The sequence below is a fragment of the Pseudoalteromonas rubra genome, assembly GCF_005887115.1.
Lineage (GTDB): Bacteria > Pseudomonadota > Gammaproteobacteria > Enterobacterales > Alteromonadaceae > Pseudoalteromonas > Pseudoalteromonas rubra_F.
The window spans coordinates 91,049-108,932 of record NZ_PNCJ01000019.1 but is presented as its reverse complement, the minus strand read 5'-3'; the positions used below and the strand labels follow the sequence as shown (position 1 = coordinate 108,932).

The window sequence follows — 17,884 nt, the reverse complement described above, 5'->3', positions numbered from 1 at the left end:
CGAGTGCGTTGTCAGCACCCTAGTGATAACTCAGTATTGTCTGTACTGAGCTATACGGGCCTGAGTTTGGCATTTCTGCTATTGCTGTTCGTTACTCCGCGACAGCCGTCAACTCAGGCGCTTTCTGTTATCAAAGGAAAACCAATCAACCATTGCGACTATGGTTGTGCCCACGACAGAGCGATTAAAGTAAAATTGCTGGCGAGTGGCCATCTATACTTTATGTATGAGAAGGTCAGTTACCCTCTGAATGAGATCCGCGAGCTTGGTAAACTAGTAGATAAGTTGCGCATCGAAAGCCCTACGGAAAGTGTTTGGTTTTACATATCACCAGACGCGTCAGTTGAAGATGTCATTACGGCGTCAAACTTGTTCAGACAGCACTCAGTGCACCAGATAGTCATGGGCACACTTGGAGCAGGAGAGTAAGCGTATGATCAGTTGCAGTGATTATGACTACTTTGAAATTGTCTGTTTGTTTCGCTATCCGGTGACACTGAGTCTGCGAAATGGTGAGCAAGTCTCGGGCATTGCCGCTGATCTATGTCGTGATATGAACAGGGACGAATGTATTCAACTGACTGTTTCAGGCACAACCAGGCAAGTTCTGTTCACGCACATTACTAAGCTGACAGTGACCGTGGCCAACCCTCATTTTTATGAAAAACAATTTAATTAACCCATCGACTTTCTCCTTAAATTAATGAAAACTGTGTCTGAGCGTACCCATTATTGTTTTAAGGAGCATGCATGACACTCAGATTTAACGTATTTGGCAAGCGCATGTCTGTGAGCCGTATTGGAGCACAATGGCAGTTGTTTATTGACTCAGATACAGGGATCCGAGCACGCGTGTACGATGTGGTGATCCCGCCTGAGCTTGATGACGGGGAGCTGGCGAAGTATCTGGATGATATTTATCATGAACTGTCTTGTGAACGTTACCCCAGAGTCACGCAGGTTGATTAGGAGATCACTGAGGCAAAAGCCTGCCGCTCCTGTGCCTGCCACGCTAAGGCCACCCAACTAATGTCGCAGTACAGTTATTGTTGATTTTGCAGATTTTTGACTATCTTTAGTATCAATAAGGATGGCCAGTCATGGTGTACCAGATTGGCGTCATTAAGTGATCACCGGAGAAATCATGAATCTGCTTAAGCGCTTTTCCATTATTCAATTATCCATTATCAGCTCTACCGCCTTACTTATTTTCATTCTGATCTTACTTAGCAAAGTGGTTTACCAATATTGGCAAGATATTGAAGCCACCAAAAAAGACATTGCCTACATAGGGTTACTGGATGCGATGGAAAAAGTGGCACATCATCATGCTGTGGAGCGGGGCTTAACGGCGGGCTTTTTGGGTAACCCGAATGGACAAACCCGCCAGGCCGTTGCCGCACAGCGGATAAAAGCCGATGCCTCGGTTGCTGCACTGGAAGACTTATATCGCGGTGCATTTAAAGAAGATAACAAGGTGCAAAAGTGGCTACCAAATTTGTTCACCTTACTGCGAGAAAAAGATGCACTACGCCGCGAGGTGGATCAGCAACAAGGTAAGAATGCGTTCAATTATTACAGCCATGTAAATCAGCTTGCGTTAAGTACTGCGATGCGCATGCAGGCCTATGTAACTAACCGCGAGTTATCTTCGAATTTATCCATTGCTTTCTTAATGGCACAGAGCAAGGAGCGAAAAGGTCAGTTGCGGGGGAAAGTGAATGGCGTGCTGGCAAGAAAATCAGTCAATGAAGCTGTGGCGCGGGATCTCGCTTATTACCAGCTACAGCTATCGCTTCTGAAAGAGCAGCTTGAGACTGCGCTGTCTGGCGACGTGCTGAATACGTATAAACGGATCATGTCTGACAGCCGTGCACAAACACTGGATAGCGTTATCACGACGGTTTCGACGGCCGATAACGTCGATTTTTCGCGATTGCCCGATAGCAGCCAGTGGTTTGCCCAGGCAACAGGGCAAATTCAGGATGTAAAAGCGTTACTCGACAGCCAGTGGGCACATACACGAGAAATCAGCGAGGCGTATAAAGCGGATCTGGTCAATCAAATGATCTGGCTGTTTGTATTATTTCTGATCTTTATGCTCATCATCATAGTGATCAACACGCATTTGTTTACGTCGTTGCGAGACGAGCTGAACGAGTTGACCAGCATATTGACCAAAGTGGCGAATAACGGCGATCTCACTTTAGATGTAAGATTAAAAACCAGTGATGAACTGGGCAAAATATCGGAATCCATTCACAATACGGTGTATGCCTTTAAAGATCTGCTGGTTGGGTTATCTAAGTCTATTAATGTAGGTACTAAGCTTGGTAATCAGATGGAAAAAGCGGCCAGTCATGTCACGGAAGATGCTCAGCGCACGCAGAGCCTGGCAACCAATATTGCCGCGGCGATAGAGCAAATGGCCGCAACCAGCGAAGACATCGCCAAAGCGGCCTCAGATACGCTGACAGCCAGTGATCAGCTTAACGACGAATCTAAAAAGTTGCTGGAAGATAATCAGCGCAATCTGGATGCCATGAATGTGCTATCGCAAAACATGGAGCAGGTAAACGAAATGGCACTTAATATGGAGCAGCAGGTGGAGGAGATTAACACCATACTGGACTCTATTCGCAGCGTAGCTGATCAAACCAACTTGCTTGCCCTGAATGCAGCCATTGAAGCGGCCAGAGCGGGGGAACATGGCCGGGGTTTTGCGGTCGTTGCCGATGAAGTCAGAGGGCTTGCAAACAACAGTAAGGGGTCGTCAGAGCAGATCTCTACATTACTCAGCAATCTGAATGACATCAGTCGCAATGTGGTCAATGCCATTAAGGAAAATACCGGCCTGGCGAGTAGTATTATGAGTGAAGTAGAACAAACTCGCCAGGTTTCTATGCAGGTGAGCGATCACAGTAATCACGTAGAGCAACTGACTACTTCAGTGGCCACGGCGGCGCAGCAGCAGTCTGTGGTTGCACAGGATATCTCCAGTAATACCACTGCGGTATTAGATGCGGCAAATGAAGAACTTAAAACCTCTCAGGCACTGAAAAAACTCTTTGATGACATGAAACTAAACAGTGATACACTGCAACGCACGATGGACAATTTTAAAATTGACTAAAGGCGCAGTTTCAACAAGACGATCTCTGCGCAGGCGTTTAGAGAGTGCAGGTATGTTGAATAAGTTATGGCGCTGGGAAGCGGGAAGGCAAGACTCGGGCTACGATAAAATGCTGTTATGCGGCGCAATCTGGCCCATTAAATTCGACTGTTACCTGATCCATTTCCCGGCGGGCAGTGAAATTAAACAGCATGTGGATCAGGTCGACTCTGGCAAACACTACCGGCTCAATATTATCCTCAAACACGCTAAACAAGGTGGAGAGTTTATCTGCCAAAATACCCTTGTAAACTGGACAAGGGTTAAACTGTTCCGGCCCGACATAGAAGCCCATGCCGTGACTAAAGTTACGCAAGGCAGCCGCTATGTGTTAAGTGTTGGTTGGGTGAAAGAATAATAGTGACCATATTGTTTGGCCAGCCAGCTCTTTGTTCCTCAAGTAAATCTAAGTCGTGCAAAGCAAAGAACAACTAATGACTCAGCTTTAAAGGATGTTGGTCATCAATTTAATTTTCTCGCATTCAATAAGGAAAATGCATGGTCGTAAAATTCGTAAATCGTTTGATATTACTTACTCTGTTGCTCAGTACTTCCTACGTCTATGCAGATGAAGTCTATCGGCTCAGGCTGTTCTTTGGCCTGTCATTGCCAGGTGGCGGAGGCGTGTCGTTAGAGCAATGGCAAGCGTTTCAAAACGATGAAATCGTGAAGACGTTTGATGGTTTTAATGTTGTCGATTCGGTAGGTTACTATAAAGGCAAACCAGAGCGCTCGAAAGTGGTGACCGTGATAGTGGACGAGCAGGGTGTTGAAAAGGCCAAGGTGTTGGCATCTTTATATGCCCGTCGATTTGGCCAGGACTCGGTAATGCTGGTAAAAGTACCGGTTGCTGAGTGGGATTTTATCGGGCCAGATTATAAAAGCGCTACGAACGGGCAATAGTCCAAGATATGAGTGAAAAGGAATGAAATATTTGCGATCTTGCTTGAAGCGCTTTGTTGCTCTGATGAAGCTTACGTTGCTTATTAGTTGTGCCCTCTGGTCAGCTCAGTCATACAGCCAAAGAGAAATCAGTATCGAGGCTTCTTTAACAATAGAGCCAACGTATCTTGAGGAAAGTTTGGTAAAGGGGCGAGAGGTTGTTAACCAGATGGTTAAATCGGGCGTTTTCTCACCAGAGCCACAGGAAAGATTTGACTATCTTAATTTCCACTTTCCTGAAAAAGAAACGCGTGTGTTAGGGTATCAGCTTGTTTATTTTAACTACGAATATGCTGATAAGTATATAGGGTGCTGTATAAACCCTGGCGCTGCGGTTGTTCTCAGGCTCCCTTCAAATGAAGATGATGCCTATTTGCAAAGCGTAACTACTGCAATATCTCAAGAGGCAATCACATTTATATGCCAAGGGAAATACAAAAGATGATCGTCAAGCTCGGAATCTCTACTGTGAACCTGGTAGAGTTATCTTGCAAAGAGCGCGATAGGCATGAGTTTGAGCAAGAAATTATGGCTGACGGTATGTCTCAAATCGTCGATGAAAATAGCTAACTAATAAGGGCATTAGCTGTAGACCTATTATGATTAGCATGAGTGTAGAAACTGCTGTTTTATTGAGAATGATTGGCTATCTGTTTTTTTTAGTATTGCCGATGGTCATGCTCTTCTTTAAAGGCTTCAGTCGAAAACCTTTGCCGATTTTGACTAAGTATGTGCTCAGTGTTGTACTGATGTACCTCGTTATTGTTGTGCCTTTGTATAACCTAAATTATCAGCTGGATTTGGTCGTTGCACAGCTAGACAGAGATGGAGATAGGTTTATCAGCCCAAGTGAAAAAGCGACCTGGACTGAAGCGGAATCAAGAGCCAGTAAAATGTTTATCGCTGATGGTGGCAGAAATGTGGTCGGCTACTTGTTAACGCCTTATCTTGCAGCGGCCTATAGCGCGGTCGTGTTTCTGTTTAGCTACCTTTGCATATGGTTCTTCAGGAAAATCAAAGTGCGATTTTATGCCTAGCACATTAATGCGTAAAAAATTCTACCTTCTGGCACTTATGTGTGCGCTCTGTCAATCTACATCGGTAGAAGCAAAACCCTGTAAAAATGTTTCTGGTACATTATCGGTTTGGAACGGACACCCTCCGAGTTTAAGGATATCGGATACAGCGGATGGCAATATATATGGTGTTGAAGAAGCGGGAGAAGGGCCAAGCCCGGAGGCGTTACCTACTGGGCTTTATGCGCGCATTTTATCGGGCGAAAATCACATCACAGCCACTTTCTGCCTGGACATACTGAAGGAAAATCGTCGCGTTGTATACGAAGGTACGGAAATCAGATTAATGAGAATTACCAGTTATACAGAATGAAGATATTCGGTATGGTTGCGGCGTATCTTTCTTAGTTAATATTGTGCGGGTGAGCTGATGAACTCACCCTTGCTCTTTCTCTCTTGCCTGATAATTTGGCAGCAGTTCTTCGACAATGGTCTTTGCCGGGATGGTGTAGCGGACGCCACTGAACATTACTGAGGTGTTTTCTTCAATACCGGTGATCCCGGTCAGTGTCCAGCCTTCGCCTTTTTCCGGGCACCATACTTTGGTGGTGGGGGGAATGACAATATACTCTTCGCTCATATTAACGACTCCTGACGGCTGTTACTTAAGGCCCGATAGTTTATACTAATTTAGCGAAAAAGAGAGGGCTTTATTGAAAGCTTTTGGATGACGGAACCCGATGCAAATTAAAACCCCGAGATTGCTGCTAAGGCTGGTGAACTATCGTGATGTACCGGCGCTGGTGGCGCTGCTAAACGACCCCTTGGTAAGCCAGTACAATGACTATGGCGATAAGCTAACCCAGCCAGAAGTCAGGGCGATGTTGCAGGCTGATCTTGAAGAATTCTACGAAGGGCGAGGCGGGCGCTTTGCGATAGAATACAACGGTAAATTCATTGGTACGCTCGGGTTGTACGATTACGACGTCAATACAAAACACATTCATCTGGGAATTGAGCTCGCTCCGCTGTTTTGGCGCTTGGGTCTGGCCTCTGAGGCACTCAGCGCGGCTTTAAATACGCTGGAACAACTGGCTCCCGATTGCGAGGTTTCCCGGGTTATTGGCAAGGTTTCACAGGAGAACACCGGCTGTCAGCGTTTATTGCTGGGGTGCGGTTTTAAGCAAATCAGTTGCGGGCGACTATGCGTTTTTGAGCTGCACACGAGCCAATTGCCTGTGTAGCTATAAAAAATACCCGGCTATTCAGCCGGGTATCTCAAATGCGTATTAAATTAAGCGTAACGCTTATTCAAGCCCTTTTTTGCTATACAGCGTGACCTTATCCGACACCAGCGTCACTTTAATATGTTTGCTGTCGTTGCCCCAGGTGCAGTTAGTGTGCAGGGTTTTTTCTTCGCACTGATCTGCTGAGCCCAAGAGTTGTTCTAGTTCAGTTTTGTCCATACCCACTTCGATTTTGTCGTAGTTTTCCATGCTTACTTTAGAGCAGGCGGCCAGGCCGAGGAGCGCAGTCAGGATTAAAATTTTTTTCATAGTAGTTTCCGTCAGTGTCTGTATTTTCTGATTTGGAAGATAATCCCCATTTTGGGATGATCTAAATAATGGATGTCACCGCTGTATACCCGGGTAAACTGAGACATTCTGGCGCTTTCTAAATCGCCTTCATCACTTTTATAATGATAGTCAAAGTTACTGGTGACGTATAAGTAATGCCGTATATGGATTTTCATCCAGCCCTGTAGTTGCCATAGCGCAGGATCTTGCTCCCTTAGTGCACGCTCTTTGGGCTCACCCAGCAGGCTGATAAAGCCATCATCGGGCGTATCTAAGCGAGCCACATAGCTGGCGGGCTGCTCGAACTTTTGTCCGCCATAGACGAGTATGTTCGGCGCACGCTTTTTACTTTGGTCGGGAAAGCGCCAGCCGGTGTGCAGAATGGGTTCAAGTCCTTTCTTTTTTAGCTGATTGAGTACGCTGTCGAATTTAAGTTGCTCTTCGCTTAACAAGTAGATGCTTTGTTTATGCTCCTGTGGCTCGGCATAGGGCGTCAACGGCAGCTGCTGATATTTTTCCATATAATTTATGCCGTCGGCACAGTGCCAGGAGGTATCCTGCTGAACAAAGCGACTGGTTACCGTGCGAGGGTCAAAACGACTGTCACCATTCAGACAAGCCTGCTGACCTGCGCTGTTATAGCCCTTTGTCAGCAAGTCCAGTGTCCGGTTTAAATCCAGCTCAGGGTTTTCAATCGTAAAGTCTTCATTCAGCTGATCGTTTTTTTGCTGGGCAAAGGCGATCAGCTCAACTTCATACCAGCGTTTTGCACTGGCCGGCACAGAGGCCAGCAGCGCTGTGCTTAGTATCGTCAGTGAAAGGGCTGTCCTTATCATGCCACCGCCTTTTTCTGAAAGTCGTCTATCATTGCATTTACCAGTTTTAAGCGTTCCTGACCATTTTTCTCTTCGATATTAAAGCGTAACTTACTGGCACCTTCCATGCGGTACACAGCCGGGTTGCTTTGTATCAGAGCAATGATGAATGTCGGGTTAACCGTGGTACTGGCACTGAATTCAAAGTAGCCGCCTTTTTGGTTGGCTTCTACTTTGGTGATCCCAAGTTTAGCCGCTTTTGATTTCAAAAGTTGGATACTAAAGAGGTTTTTCGCTGCATCCGGCAACAGGCCAAAGCGGTCGATCAGCTCAACCTTTAGCTCGTCCAGTGACTCTTCATCATTGGCGCTGGCAATGCGCTTGTACATGCTCAGGCGCATATTGACGTCATGGATATAGTCATCAGGCAGCAGGGCGGGGATCTTCAGGTCCACATCGCTTTGCTGTTGCAACAGGTTCTCGAGCGTCGGCTCTTTGCCCTCTTTAAGTGCCTGAACGGCCTGTTCCAGCATTTCCATATACAGGGTAAAGCCCACAGTCTGGATCTGACCACTTTGTTCGTCACCCAGTAGTTCACCCGCGCCCCGGATCTCTAAGTCATGGGTGGCCAGAGCAAAGCCGGCACCAAGATCTTCGAGCGACTCAATGGCCTGCAGGCGTTTCACCGCATCTTTGGTCAGTGTCTGGCTGTTGCGGGTTAGCAGGTAGGCATACGCCTGGTGGTGGCTACGGCCAACCCGACCACGCAGTTGGTGCATCTGCGCCAGGCCCAGCTTGTCTGCGCGGTCCATGATGATGGTGTTGGCAGACGGGATATCAATGCCGGTTTCTATGATGGTGGTACACACCAGCACATTGTGTTTCTGGTGATAAAAGTCACTCATCAGTTGCTCAAGCTCTTTTTCACGCATCTGGCCGTGCGCGATGGCAATGCTGGCTTCGGGCACTAATGCGGCAATGTCAGCCGCGGTTTTATCTATGGTCTCTACATTGTTGTGCAGGAAGTACACCTGACCACCGCGTTTAATTTCCCGCAGAACCGCTTCGCGAATAACCTCATCATTGCGCTCCTGCACAAAGGTTTTAACCGCCAGGCGTTTTGCTGGTGGCGTGGCAATGATAGACAGGTCGCGCATGCCGCTCATGGCCATATTCAGGGTTCTGGGAATAGGTGTTGCGGTGAGCGTGAGTATATCTACATCCGCGCGCAGTTGCTTGATTTTCTCTTTTTGTCTGACCCCGAAGCGGTGCTCTTCGTCGACGATCAGTAGCCCTAAGTCTTTATACTTGATGCTCTGCTGCAGCAGCTTGTGCGTACCAATGACAATATCGAGTTGGCCATTTTCGAGTTTATCCAGGGTATCTTTTTGCTCTTTGGTGCTGTTAAAGCGAGATAATACGCCTACCTCGATAGGCAAAGACGCAAAGCGGTCACGGAAGTTTTCGTAGTGCTGTTGGGCCAGCAAGGTGGTCGGCACCAGCACGGCCACTTGTTTGTTGTCGTTAATGGCCACAAACGCGGCGCGCATTGCCACCTCGGTTTTACCGAAGCCAACGTCACCACAGACCAGCCGGTCCATTGCCAGCGGGGTTTGCATATCACCCAGTACGGCATCAATGGCGTTGCGTTGGTCGTCGGTTTCTTCAAACGGGAAGGTATCACTGAATTCCCGATAGGCCTGACCATCGAGCTTAAACAAATGACCGGGCTTGCTCTGGCGCTTAGCGTAAATGTCCAGCAGCTCAGCGGCAACATCACGGACTTTTTCGGCCGCGCGGCGCTTGGCTTTTTCCCATACATCAGAGCCGAGCTTATGCAGCGGCGCCGAGGCTTCTTCACCACCAGAATAGCGGCTTAGCATATGCAGCGCCGATACAGGTACATATAACTTGGCGTCGTTGGCATAGATGATGGTTACAAACTCAGTGGCAACACCAGCGGCGTCAATCGTTTGCAGGCCAAGGTAACGCCCAACACCATGGTCCAGGTGCACAATTGGCTGGCCTTCTTTAAGTTCGGCCAGGTTGCGAATGAGGGCATCCTGACCCTGATCGTATTTATGCTTGCGACGGCGGCGCTGCGACACCTTAATACCCAGCAGCTCTTGTTCCGTCAGTATGCTCAGTGGTTTGGTACCATCAAGCAATACTGAACGCTCAAGGGGGCTGACGATCAGGCCCACATCGTTGCGTGCAGCGACAAAGTCACTAAAGCTGTCGAATTCTTTGAGCTTAAGACCGCTTGGTTTGAGCAAGGTCATCAGGGATTCACGACGACCATCCGACTCAACACTGAACAGCACACGGCCTTTGTTCTTCTTCTGAGTGGTAATGTAATCCAGCAGTGGCTTGTATGGGTCGCTCTGTTTATGATCAACACGGACATCGGTCACTAAACTGGCACCGAGGTTAGTATGACCCGCCTTAGTGCCTAAGCTTGCTTCACTCAGGCGAATTCTGGGGTAACGTGCAAAGCCTTCAAACAAGGTTTCGACATTTTGATACAGGCGCGCCGGATCCAGCAGAGGGCGTAGTGGGTCAACCCGACGGCTTTCATAGCGTTTGTTAACATCCAGCCAGAACTCCGAGGCGGCTTGCTCAATATCACCCTGATGCATAAACACTGCTTGCTCGGGCAGATAGTCAAAAATCGTCGCAACTTGCTCATAAAACAACGGCAAATAATATTCGATACCCGCCGGCCAGTTGCCCCGGGTAACCTGCATATAAATGGAGTCCTGTTCGCTGCTTGCGCCAAAGGTCTCCCGATACGCAATCCGAAAACGCTCTATGTCTTCGTCATTAGTGGGGAATTCATGGGCCGGTAGCAGGTCTATTGACTTGATCTGCTCACTGGAGCGTTGGGTTTCAATATCAAACAGCCGGATGCTGTCGAGCTCATCATCAAAAAAGTCGAGTCTGAATGGCGTGGTACTGCCCATCGGGAACAAGTCTATGATAGAACCGCGCACGGCAAATTCACCATGTTCCATCACCTGTTGTACGTTACGATACCCCGCCTGTGCCAACGTTTCTTTCAGCTTTTGTGCATCCAGCGAGTCGCCAACTTGAAACTGTAAGGCATTGCCGTAAATAAACTCTGGCGGTGCGGTGCGCAACATTAAGGTCGACACGGGCAGCAACAAGACGCCCTGATGTTGATGGCGTAAAGAGTTCAGGCTGGCAAGACGCTGTGAAATAATGTCCTGGTGCGGCGAAAAGTGATCGTAAGGTAAGGTCTCCCAGTCGGGAAAAACATGGACTTTGTCTTCGCCCAGCAAGTAACCCAGCTCAGTTTCCAGGCGCAGCGCGCTTGGTGTGTCAGGGGTTACGACCACAACTAATGCATCATGTTGTCTTACGCCTTCACTGATGGCAATGGACATGCTGCTACCGACCAGCTGGCCCCAATGGATTTTATCCTTTTGTGATTTGACCCAGGGAAGTTGGTTCCACTGCGCTGTTGCCATTCATATACTCCTGTTACTGCACGTTGTTTTTATTACACTGCGTTCTGTTCACCGCGTTTTCGCGATGATAAAACAGAACGGCCTGACAGAGTGTCTAGGCCGTTTGATGGGATGGTTTAGTCCCGATAGATTTTGCAAAGATCCTGATAGTGGTCAATGCGACGATCTCTCAGGTACGGCCAGATGCGTCGTACCGACTCGCTACGGCTCTGGTCCAGCTCAACGACTAATAGCTGCTCTTCTGTCTCATTGGCGTGTGCCAGTAGTTCACCCTGAGGCCCGGCGACAAAGGAGTTACCCCAGAACTGGATCCCTTCGCTTTGGGCGCTGGGGTCGGTTTCGTGACCGACACGGTTGACACTCAATACTGGCAGGCCATTAGATACGGCGTGAGCGCGCTGTGCGATCATCCAGGCGTCGCGTTGACGAACTTGCTCGTCCTTATCATCGCGCGGATCCCAGCCAATGGCGGTGGGGTAGATCAACATGTCAGCACCGGCCATCGCCATCAAGCGTGCGCCTTCCGGGAACCATTGATCCCAACATACCAGCACACCCAGTTTACCGACTGAGGTTTGAATTGGGGTAAAGCCCATGTCGCCCGGTGTAAAGTAGAACTTTTCATAAAAGCCCGGGTCGTCAGGAATGTGCATTTTACGATATTTACCTGCAATGCTGCCGTCGGCTTCAAACACGACCGCCGTGTTGTGATACAGGCCGGTCGCGCGTTTTTCGAAAAGCGAGGCAACGATCACCAGGTTCAGCTCTTTGGCTAGCTGGCAAAATAGGTCTGTACTTGGGCCTGGAATGGTTTCTGCCAGGTCAAACAAATTGGTGTCTTCGGTCTGGCAAAAATACAGGCTGCGATGAAGCTCTTGCAATACCACAAGTTTAGCGCCCTGGGCCGCCGCATCGCGGATCCCCGCAATGGACTTGTCCAGGTTGTTTTGTATATCTGCACTGTTGCTATGCTGAACCAGTGCGACTTTTAACGTGTTGTTGCTCATTAAAATTAGTCCTGTTTTAAAAGTCCGGCGGGTAGTTGCATCGTAATGCAGTGCAGGCTGCCAAACTGATGAATAATAGGCAGGCAGTCAATGCCAATCACGGTACGTTCCGGGTGAGCGCTTTGCAATTGAGTCAGTGCTTGGGCATCTTTGTCATCGCCGTACAATGGCATTAAAACGGTATCATTGATGATCAGATAATTTGCATAGGTGGCAGGTAAACGGTCGCCCTCATCGTTAAAGACCGCTTTGGGCCAGGGCAGGGCAACCAGGTTGTAAGGTTTTCCTTGCGGGGTACGAAACGACTTAAGTTGTTTTTCCATGGCGCTCAGGGCCGCATAATGCTCATCCTGCGGGTCATCACAGCTGACATACACCAAAGTATCATTGGGGGCAAAGCGCACCAGCGTATCAATATGGCTGTCGGTATCGTCACCTGCCAAAAACCCGTGGTCGACCCAAAGGAACTGTTTTGCACCCAGTGTGTTAGTTAGCTCCTGCTCAAGTTCGGTTTTGCTCAGGTGCGGATTACGGTTTGGATTGAGCAAACACTCAGAGGTGGTTAACAGAGTACCTGCTTCGTCAATTTCAATACCGCCGCCTTCAAGTACCAACTCGATGCGTTCGTAGTGGTTCGCGGGGTTGACGACTTGAGCGTGAAGCTGCGCGTTTATCTGATTATCCAGCTCGGCGGCAAACTTATTGCCCCAGCCATTAAAGGTGAAGTCTTTCACTGACAGCTGACCCGATGCGTCACGTGTGGTGAGTGGGCCATGATCGCGGGCCCAGGTGTCATTGCAGGGTGTATTCACGAACACAATTTGCGTCATGTCGACGTCGGCTGCAATCAGCGCTTCAGTAATGTGTGCTCTGAGCTCGTTGCTGTGCGCCACAATAACCACTTTCTCTACCTGAGAGATGTGCTGACATAAGGCGATATAAACGGGTTCAACCTGGGGTAAAATATCTGCCCAGTCGGTATCTTGATGTGGCCAGGTGAGCATCACCGCATCTTGCGGCGCCCACTCAGGTAAAAGTGTAAAACTCATGGTGTTATCAATCAAAATTAGTAGACGACTAGTTTAGCACTGACAGCTTGGCTGTCAGCTATTTTGTTCGTTTTCGTCAGGCGACTGACGCTTTTTTAGCTGCCGGGTCTGTGCGTGTAAACTGGCTCGGACCAGCAGTTCCTGATCGTTATCGCGGATCTGGGTAAAAGCCAGGGTATAGCGAAAGCCCGAGTCTAGGGTTTCTTTGTCTATGGCCTGCGCATAACAGAATATGGCGCTGGCTTCGTGTTGCAGAAATACCTTGGTCCTGAAGTCTTGGCCAATGTCATAGTCCTGCTCAAGCGTTGCCGTAATGCCGCCTCCGCCGTAACTGTCGCATCTCAGCAATTCGTCTTCAGGTTGTTCCGTGGCCAGGATATGGCTCATGATTAAGTCGATTTTTCGTGACTGGGCCTGCAGATAGGCGGCGAGATCACTGGCCACATCGCCAAGGTTACGCAATGGCCTTAGCGCATTTAAATCTAGCTCATTGATTTCATTTGCCAGCCTGAACAAAGGCGGAATGGCAGCTTCAAGCTGTGCCTGGCTCTTTGGTACCATGTTGGCATCTACCGGGTACAAATTGATTTGGTTTGATTCGGCAATCTGGAAATATTGCTCGAATGTCTCTTTAAGGTCGCTATGCATATGCCGAAATGATACTGATACTGTCTTTATATCCATATACTAGCGAGTTTTGAGCGCACTCGCTAGTATTATGCTGTGGCAAATCAGACTCTGAATTGTTCTAACATATTTTCCTGCTTGGCAATTTTCTCTACCTGAGACTGCATGGTGTGATCAACGGCCTTAGCTTCATCAAATACGGTGTCTGACAGATTGCGAATTTGCGAGGCGTTATTATTCACTTCCTCTACTACATGCTTTTGTTCACTGATCATACCCGCAATACTGACGTTTAAATCCACAATGCTTGCTATAGACTGGCGGATCGACTCAAGGGCTTCACGGGTGTCGTTGGCTTTATTGACCGACTTCTCTACTATGGTCTGACTCTGATTCATCACACCTACCGCACTTTGAGCACCACTTTGTAGCTGATCGATCATGGCCTTAATTTCTGTGGTGGCTTCCTGAGTGCGCTGTGCCAGAGTCCTGACCTCATCGGCAACAACGGCAAACCCGCGACCCGACTCGCCAGCACGAGCGGCCTCAATGGCAGCGTTAAGTGCCAGTAGGTTGGTTTGTTCGGCAATGCCATTGATCACAGACAAGATCTGTTCAATGCCTGAAGAAGAGACTTCCAGCTCTGCCACAACGTCAACCGCACGTTTAATTTGCACCGACAGCTCGGTGATGGCATCAGTGGACTCAGCGACGATGGTTTCACCGTTACTGGCAAGGTTGTCGGTGTTCTGTATGGCATCTGCAGCCTGTTGAGCGGTATCCGCTACTTGCTGCTCTGTATTTGACATATTACCTGTTGCGGTGGCCAGCGTATTAAGCGCATTAAGCTGCTCTTCGATAGCCATGGTTGCCTGGTTTGCACCTGTTGAAGTCTGACGGGCATCTTCTAAGACTTCATGACCAAGTTGCTGGATATCCGCAATCAGATTTTGCAGACGAGAAGTAAAGCGATTGAAATTCTCTGCCAATGAGGCGAATTCTGGCTCGTTAGAGGCCTTTAAACGCACAGTTAGATCTGCGTGGCCTTGCGCGATATTCGCCATGGCGACATTGATGTCTTCAAGCGGTTTTAGTAGCAAGTTTATGACTAAAGAAAGTACGACCACCGCGGCTATCACGGCGATAATTGAAAATAAAGTGGCGTCTTGTGCCATGGTATCAACTGCACTAAATACTTTGTCTTTCTCTAGCGCCACACCAACATACCAGTCCAGTCCTTCCACATCTTTAAAGGTGACCAGATAGGTGAGGTTGTTCATCTCAACTTCCTGCACCATTTGTGATACCTGGGTACGGCCCAAAAACTCGCTAGCTTGTTGGCCATTAAGCTCAGTAGTGGGGTGAGAGATAATAGTGCCATCTTTACTGACCATAAAGGCAAAACCTGAATCGAACAATTCGAAAGAATTGATCATGTTACCGAGCTTTGCCAGACTGACATCAAAAAAGATAGCGCCATGGAAGCGGCCCCCTTTTTTTACTGGCGTACCCACAGACACCACAATTTCTTTGGTGACTGAATCTGCATATGGGGCTGTAACTATCAGCTGATTTGCTTGTTTTGCGCCGGCAAACCAGGGTCGCACCCGCGGATCCCAGGTCGAGCCTGGATCCCAACCCGGATCACTGGCTACATAGTTGCCGGTTGCGTCTTCGCCATAGCCTATCAGTAAAAAGGTCTCTTTCAGCTTTGGCTGTGAGATCAGTGGCAGCGCATCTTGCAGTGTATCGCTTTGCTCTACCAGGCCGGTGGTCAAAACTGCCAAATCAATGGCACCTTGCATTTGTGAGGTCACCGTATTGCTGATCCCCTGAATGATTTCTCCCACACTATCATTAACTTGTTGTTGTAAATTATCTTTCAGCAAAAAATACTGTTTGAGTGATAGTAGTAACAAGGCCAGAAAGAGCACTGAGGCTGAAACGGCAATTACCTTAAATTTGAACTTCACAGGCATATCTCCTAACTGCTTCCCTCTATAAAGGTAAATCATTGAGGGAAACTTTCAATTATTTAGGTATTTAAATAGCCTGGAACGTGACTATTCACCCCAAAGTTCATCCAGCTCTTCATCGGATATTTCCAAATAATCCATCACATCATCTTTGATCACTTGCCACTCGGGGTTTTGTTCGCTTACAGGATTAGTAGACAAATACGTTTTGTGACGGGCTATCTTTAAAATGGATAGCAAGTCGTTGCCAAGACTATCTAGTTCCCCTGAAGTGAGAATCCCGTCAACGTCATGTTGATAATAAATCACATTAATGACTATCTTTGGCAAACGCCATTGCTGCGCCAGTAAAGCGCCTATGGTGCCATGGCTGGTATGATATTGTGCGAATTCAAACTGGCTTGCCTCGGTCCAGCCATCGGTTTGCGCTTTGTCTAATACACTCTGATAGTCATCAAAATGCTGACATAATATCGGAATGCCAACACCATGAAACAATCCAAGCATATAGGCATGATTGGCCAGTGCTGGGCGATTAAGGCGATTGCAGATCAATGAAGCATGCTGTCCTATTTCAGACTGGGTTTCCCAGAAATCACTGAGCGCTGGTGGCAAGTCAACGGATGACTTCAAAGCAACGGCCTTAACCAGGGGAATCAGACGCTTTAAACCCAGAATCATGACGGCCTGTTCGATGGAATCAATCTCGCGAGAGCGCCGAAAGGCAGCGGAATTGACCACTTGCAAAATGGCCGCACTGATCGCTACATCGCTTTGTAAAATCTCGGAAATCTTAGTGATGTTAGGTTCGGGAAGTTTCGCTTCTTCTGAAAACTGCAACAGTGCCTGGGGGCGCGGAGGAATATTGACCGTTTTTAAAATAAGTTTTTCTTGCTGTGTGAGGGAGATGGCCATGCAACACTACCTGTACGACTGACTATTATAAAAAGATAGTCAATAATCTGTGGTGCAGGCAACTCTCTGTTTCAGGGTGCTGTAAAAAGCAAAAAGCCCCGCGTGAGCGAGGCTTTTGAAACGCTATGCGTATCGATTATACGTTAGCAAGCGCTGCACGTGCGTCAACATACTCCATGTTGAAACCCTCAGCGACTTCTTTACAGGTGATCTGACCTTTCATGACATTCAGACCATTCAGGAAGTGCTGATCAGCAAGCAGGGCTTCTTTGTAACCCAAGTTTGCAAGCTTGATGATGTAAGGCAGAGTTGCATTGTTCAGTGCGAATGTAGAAGTACGAGGTACGGCACCTGGCATGTTAGCAACACAGTAGTGAACTACGTCGTCAACAATGTAAGTAGGCTCTGCGTGTGTAGTTGCTTTAGAAGTGGCAATACAACCACCCTGGTCGATAGCAACGTCAACAATGGCAGCACCTGGCTTCATTGCTTTGATGTGATCCGCAGTAACCAGCTTAGGTGCAGCAGCACCCGGGATAAGTACACCACCGATAACTAAGTCAGCTTCCAGTACGTGCTTCTCAAGCGCATCAGCAGTTGAGTAGATCACTTTTGCCTGGCTGCCGAACTGAGCGTTCAGGCTGCGCAGTACGTCGATGTTACGGTCAAGGATAGTAACGTCAGCACCCAGACCAACTGCCATTTGTGCAGCGTTACGGCCAACCATACCACCACCGATAACAACTACTTTAGCAGGCTCTACGCCTGGTACGCCGCCTAGCAACATGCCACGACCTTCACGAGATTTTTCAAGCGCCTGAGCACCAGCCTGAATAGACATACGGCCAGCCACTTCTGACATAGGTGCAAGCAGAGGTAGACCGCCACGTGCGTCAGTCACTGTTTCGTATGCAATACAGATTGCGCCGCTCTTAACCAGGTCTTCTGTCTGAGGCAGATCAGGTGCCAGGTGCAGGTAAGTGAACAGGATTTGATCTTCACGTAGCATCGCGCGCTCAACAGCCTGTGGCTCTTTCACTTTCACGATCATGTCTGCTTCTTCAAATACCTGCGCTGCCGTATCACGGATCTCAGCGCCTACCTGAATGTAGTCTTCGTCAGTGAAACCGATACCGATACCGGCATTTGTTTCTACTATTACCTGGTGGCCGTGATTAATCAGTTCACGAACACTTGCTGGAACCATACCAACACGGTACTCGTGGTTTTTTATTTCTTTAGGTACACCAATAATCATAACAATTCGCCTCAATTAAGAACGGGGTAAAAATTTTCG

21 protein-coding genes are annotated in these 17,884 nt (G+C 48.1%); 11 read left to right on the top strand and 10 right to left on the bottom strand.

Translation table 11 applies throughout. The features are described from left to right. Positions 1-3: 3 nt before the first annotated feature. From CWB98_RS14770 to CWB98_RS14730, 10 genes are all read left to right on the top strand, one after another. On the top strand, positions 4-429 hold the full coding sequence (locus tag CWB98_RS14770; RefSeq protein ID WP_138545555.1) for a hypothetical protein: 426 nt from the start codon (positions 4-6) through the stop codon (positions 427-429). Between the two features lie 4 nt (positions 430-433). Next, on the top strand, positions 434-679 hold the full coding sequence (locus CWB98_RS14765; RefSeq protein WP_138545554.1) for a Rho-binding antiterminator: 246 nt from the start codon (positions 434-436) through the stop codon (positions 677-679). 71 nt (positions 680-750) lie between these two features. Continuing rightward, positions 751-969, top strand: coding sequence for a DUF7661 family protein (locus tag CWB98_RS14760; protein ID WP_046004394.1), 219 nt, complete (start codon positions 751-753; stop codon positions 967-969). Between the two features lie 175 nt (positions 970-1,144). Further along, the gene (locus CWB98_RS14755) at positions 1,145-3,133 is read left to right on the top strand and encodes a methyl-accepting chemotaxis protein (protein ID WP_138545553.1); all 1,989 of its coding nucleotides are present in this window, start codon (positions 1,145-1,147) and stop codon (positions 3,131-3,133) included. A gap of 52 nt (positions 3,134-3,185) precedes the next feature. After that, positions 3,186-3,530, top strand: a complete 345-nt coding sequence (locus tag CWB98_RS14750; protein WP_138545552.1) for a 2OG-Fe(II) oxygenase — start codon at positions 3,186-3,188, stop codon at positions 3,528-3,530. Between the two features lie 140 nt (positions 3,531-3,670). Then, a complete protein-coding gene (locus CWB98_RS14745) occupies positions 3,671-4,075 on the top strand; it encodes a DUF3574 domain-containing protein (protein WP_138545551.1) in 405 nt (134 codons plus the stop codon). A 22-nt stretch (positions 4,076-4,097) separates the two neighbouring features. Then, a complete protein-coding gene (locus tag CWB98_RS14740) occupies positions 4,098-4,559 on the top strand; it encodes a hypothetical protein (RefSeq protein ID WP_138545550.1) in 462 nt (153 codons plus the stop codon). Further along, positions 4,556-4,684: a hypothetical protein gene (locus CWB98_RS24610; protein ID WP_283241208.1), complete on the top strand. Its 129-nt coding sequence runs from the start codon at positions 4,556-4,558 to the stop codon at positions 4,682-4,684. Before CWB98_RS14740 ends, CWB98_RS24610 begins: the two co-directional genes overlap by 4 nt. 38 nt (positions 4,685-4,722) lie before the next feature. After that, positions 4,723-5,151 carry a hypothetical protein gene (locus tag CWB98_RS14735; protein ID WP_138545549.1) on the top strand — a complete coding sequence of 143 codons (429 nt, stop codon included), beginning with the start codon at positions 4,723-4,725 and terminating at the stop codon, positions 5,149-5,151. Next, a complete protein-coding gene (locus tag CWB98_RS14730) occupies positions 5,144-5,503 on the top strand; it encodes a hypothetical protein (protein ID WP_138545548.1) in 360 nt (119 codons plus the stop codon). The genes CWB98_RS14735 and CWB98_RS14730 overlap by 8 nt, the downstream gene beginning before the upstream one ends. A 63-nt stretch (positions 5,504-5,566) precedes the next feature. On the opposite strand, the gene CWB98_RS14725 is transcribed toward CWB98_RS14730, so the two are convergent. Continuing rightward, a complete protein-coding gene (locus CWB98_RS14725; protein ID WP_054015048.1) occupies positions 5,567-5,770 on the bottom strand; it encodes a hypothetical protein in 204 nt (67 codons plus the stop codon). 100 nt (positions 5,771-5,870) lie between these two features. Here CWB98_RS14725 and CWB98_RS14720 point away from each other — a divergent pair, with 100 nt between their 5' ends. Further along, complete coding sequence (locus tag CWB98_RS14720; RefSeq protein ID WP_138545547.1) at positions 5,871-6,374, top strand: GNAT family N-acetyltransferase; 504 nt, start codon at positions 5,871-5,873, stop codon at positions 6,372-6,374. Between the two features lie 63 nt (positions 6,375-6,437). Here the strand turns inward: CWB98_RS14720 and CWB98_RS14715 are convergent, their stop codons facing one another. The 9 genes from CWB98_RS14715 to ald form a co-directional block, all read right to left on the bottom strand. Then, positions 6,438-6,686, bottom strand: a complete 249-nt coding sequence (locus CWB98_RS14715; RefSeq protein WP_054015058.1) for a hypothetical protein — start codon at positions 6,684-6,686, stop codon at positions 6,438-6,440. An 11-nt stretch (positions 6,687-6,697) separates the two neighbouring features. Beyond that, a complete protein-coding gene (locus CWB98_RS14710) occupies positions 6,698-7,543 on the bottom strand; it encodes a CsiV family protein (protein ID WP_138545546.1) in 846 nt (281 codons plus the stop codon). Next, the gene (mfd, locus tag CWB98_RS14705) at positions 7,540-11,013 is read right to left on the bottom strand and encodes a transcription-repair coupling factor (protein ID WP_138545545.1); all 3,474 of its coding nucleotides are present in this window, start codon (positions 11,011-11,013) and stop codon (positions 7,540-7,542) included. The genes CWB98_RS14710 and mfd overlap by 4 nt, the downstream gene beginning before the upstream one ends. Positions 11,014-11,129: 116 nt before the next feature. Further along, positions 11,130-12,020 carry a carbon-nitrogen hydrolase gene (locus CWB98_RS14700; protein ID WP_138545544.1) on the bottom strand — a complete coding sequence of 297 codons (891 nt, stop codon included), beginning with the start codon at positions 12,018-12,020 and terminating at the stop codon, positions 11,130-11,132. Between the two features lie 5 nt (positions 12,021-12,025). Beyond that, positions 12,026-13,069 carry an agmatine deiminase family protein gene (locus CWB98_RS14695; RefSeq protein WP_138545543.1) on the bottom strand — a complete coding sequence of 348 codons (1,044 nt, stop codon included), beginning with the start codon at positions 13,067-13,069 and terminating at the stop codon, positions 12,026-12,028. Between the two features lie 54 nt (positions 13,070-13,123). Further along, a complete protein-coding gene (locus tag CWB98_RS14690) occupies positions 13,124-13,717 on the bottom strand; it encodes a PilZ domain-containing protein (RefSeq protein WP_138545542.1) in 594 nt (197 codons plus the stop codon). Between the two features lie 83 nt (positions 13,718-13,800). After that, on the bottom strand, positions 13,801-15,675 hold the full coding sequence (locus CWB98_RS14685; RefSeq protein WP_138545541.1) for a methyl-accepting chemotaxis protein: 1,875 nt from the start codon (positions 15,673-15,675) through the stop codon (positions 13,801-13,803). 84 nt (positions 15,676-15,759) lie between these two features. Next, complete coding sequence (locus CWB98_RS14680; RefSeq protein WP_138545540.1) at positions 15,760-16,587, bottom strand: HDOD domain-containing protein; 828 nt, start codon at positions 16,585-16,587, stop codon at positions 15,760-15,762. Between the two features lie 136 nt (positions 16,588-16,723). After that, positions 16,724-17,845, bottom strand: a complete 1,122-nt coding sequence (ald, locus tag CWB98_RS14675; protein WP_046004416.1) for an alanine dehydrogenase — start codon at positions 17,843-17,845, stop codon at positions 16,724-16,726. Between the last annotated feature and the right edge of the window lie 39 nt (positions 17,846-17,884).

Coding starts and splice junctions, on each gene's coding strand:
- CWB98_RS24610 (WP_283241208.1), top strand. CDS start 4,556: ATGATCGTCAAGCTCGGAATCTCTACTGTGAACCTGGTAGAGTTATCT.
- CWB98_RS14710 (WP_138545546.1), bottom strand. CDS start 7,543: ATGATAAGGACAGCCCTTTCACTGACGATACTAAGCACAGCGCTGCTG.
- CWB98_RS14730 (WP_138545548.1), top strand. CDS start 5,144: ATGCCTAGCACATTAATGCGTAAAAAATTCTACCTTCTGGCACTTATG.
- CWB98_RS14760 (WP_046004394.1), top strand. CDS start 751: ATGACACTCAGATTTAACGTATTTGGCAAGCGCATGTCTGTGAGCCGT.
- mfd (WP_138545545.1), bottom strand. CDS start 11,013: ATGGCAACAGCGCAGTGGAACCAACTTCCCTGGGTCAAATCACAAAAG.
- CWB98_RS14715 (WP_054015058.1), bottom strand. CDS start 6,686: ATGAAAAAAATTTTAATCCTGACTGCGCTCCTCGGCCTGGCCGCCTGC.
- CWB98_RS14755 (WP_138545553.1), top strand. CDS start 1,145: ATGAATCTGCTTAAGCGCTTTTCCATTATTCAATTATCCATTATCAGC.
- CWB98_RS14700 (WP_138545544.1), bottom strand. CDS start 12,020: ATGAGCAACAACACGTTAAAAGTCGCACTGGTTCAGCATAGCAACAGT.
- CWB98_RS14680 (WP_138545540.1), bottom strand. CDS start 16,587: ATGGCCATCTCCCTCACACAGCAAGAAAAACTTATTTTAAAAACGGTC.
- CWB98_RS14750 (WP_138545552.1), top strand. CDS start 3,186: ATGTTGAATAAGTTATGGCGCTGGGAAGCGGGAAGGCAAGACTCGGGC.
- ald (WP_046004416.1), bottom strand. CDS start 17,845: ATGATTATTGGTGTACCTAAAGAAATAAAAAACCACGAGTACCGTGTT.
- CWB98_RS14685 (WP_138545541.1), bottom strand. CDS start 15,675: ATGCCTGTGAAGTTCAAATTTAAGGTAATTGCCGTTTCAGCCTCAGTG.
- CWB98_RS14765 (WP_138545554.1), top strand. CDS start 434: ATGATCAGTTGCAGTGATTATGACTACTTTGAAATTGTCTGTTTGTTT.
- CWB98_RS14735 (WP_138545549.1), top strand. CDS start 4,723: ATGAGTGTAGAAACTGCTGTTTTATTGAGAATGATTGGCTATCTGTTT.
- CWB98_RS14740 (WP_138545550.1), top strand. CDS start 4,098: ATGAAATATTTGCGATCTTGCTTGAAGCGCTTTGTTGCTCTGATGAAG.
- CWB98_RS14695 (WP_138545543.1), bottom strand. CDS start 13,069: ATGAGTTTTACACTTTTACCTGAGTGGGCGCCGCAAGATGCGGTGATG.
- CWB98_RS14690 (WP_138545542.1), bottom strand. CDS start 13,717: ATGCATAGCGACCTTAAAGAGACATTCGAGCAATATTTCCAGATTGCC.
- CWB98_RS14720 (WP_138545547.1), top strand. CDS start 5,871: ATGCAAATTAAAACCCCGAGATTGCTGCTAAGGCTGGTGAACTATCGT.
- CWB98_RS14745 (WP_138545551.1), top strand. CDS start 3,671: ATGGTCGTAAAATTCGTAAATCGTTTGATATTACTTACTCTGTTGCTC.
- CWB98_RS14725 (WP_054015048.1), bottom strand. CDS start 5,770: ATGAGCGAAGAGTATATTGTCATTCCCCCCACCACCAAAGTATGGTGC.